2 protein-coding genes are annotated in these 1,163 nt (G+C 72.4%); one reads left to right on the top strand and one right to left on the bottom strand.

What is annotated here, in order from left to right:
• The coding region (locus ABD194_RS09990; RefSeq protein ID WP_343990804.1) for an adenylate/guanylate cyclase domain-containing protein at positions 1 to 651 on the top strand (651 nt) is incomplete at its 5' end.
• On the opposite strand, the gene ABD194_RS09985 is transcribed toward ABD194_RS09990, so the two are convergent.
• Positions 648 to 1,163 (bottom strand): FAD-dependent oxidoreductase (locus tag ABD194_RS09985; protein WP_343990802.1); only part of this gene is annotated, 516 nt, incomplete at its 5' end. The genes ABD194_RS09990 and ABD194_RS09985 overlap by 4 nt on opposite strands.

The following is a 1,163-nucleotide window of genomic DNA, read 5'->3' as shown; positions in this document are numbered from 1 at the left end:
CGGCTGCTGCTCAACGTCCTGCCGGCCTCGATCGCCGCGCGGCTCAAGCGGGAGACGGGCGTCATCGCCGAGCACCATGACGCCGTGACGGTGCTCTTCGCCGACCTCGTCGGCTTCACCGAGCACACCCAGGTGGTCCCGCCCGGAGAGCTCGTTGCGCTCCTCGACCGCATCTTCAGTGCCTTCGACCGGCGGGCCGACGCGGAGTCGGTCGAGAAGATCAAGACGATCGGCGACGCGTACATGGTGGCCGGTGGCCTGCCCGAGAGGCGACCCGACCACCTCCAGGCGGTCGCCCGGGTGGCGCTCGCCATGCGCGCCGACATCGCCGCCATCGCGCGGGAGCCGGGATGCGAGTGGCTCGCCGTGCGCATGGGCATGGACACCGGACCCGCCGTCGCGGGGGTCATCGGGCGGCGGAAGTTCATCTACGACCTCTGGGGCGACACGGTGAACACGGCGAGCCGCATGGAGTCCCACGGGCTGCCCGGGGAGATCCAGGTGACCGAGCGCGTGGCGGCAGCCCTCGGGCCGGGGTTCACGCTGCGCTGCCGCGGAACCGTGCTCGTCAAGAGCAAGGGGCCGATGACCACCTTCCTGCTCGGCGCCGGCGACCGGCCCGAGTCAGCCGCGCCTCCGGCCGCCGGCTAGATGGTGGCTGCGAGCTCGGTGGCCTGCCGGATGGCGCGCTTGGCGTCGAGCTCGGCCGCGACGTCGGCGCCACCGACGACGTGGACCCTGACGCCCCGCGCGACGAGCTCGGGACCCAGCGTGTTCACCGACTCCTGCCCGGTGCAGACCACGACGGTGTCCACGTCGAGCACCTGCGGGTCGGTGCGCTCCTCGCCGTGCGTGATGTGCAGGCCGGCGTCGTCGATGCGCTCGTAGCTCACGCCCACGTGGTGGTGGACTCCCTTGGCCTTCAGCGCTGCCCGGTGCACCCATCCGGTCGTCCTGCCGAGTCCCTTGCCGATCGGTGTCGCCTTGCGCTGGAGCAGGTGCACCTCCCGCGGCGACGGGGCCGGGTGCGGCTCGACGATCCCGCCACGCGACGCGTCCGGCTCACCCACGCCCCACTCGGCCATCCACTGCTCGACCGTCATCGGCGACTCCAGGTGCGTGAGCAGCTCGCTGACGTCGACGCCGATGCCTCCCGCGCCCAT

It is taken from the genome of Terrabacter terrae (assembly GCF_039529575.1).
GTDB lineage: Bacteria > Actinomycetota > Actinomycetes > Actinomycetales > Dermatophilaceae > Terrabacter > Terrabacter terrae.
The sequence above is the reverse complement of the archived record's forward strand: the minus strand, read 5'-3'. Positions and strand labels throughout refer to the sequence as shown.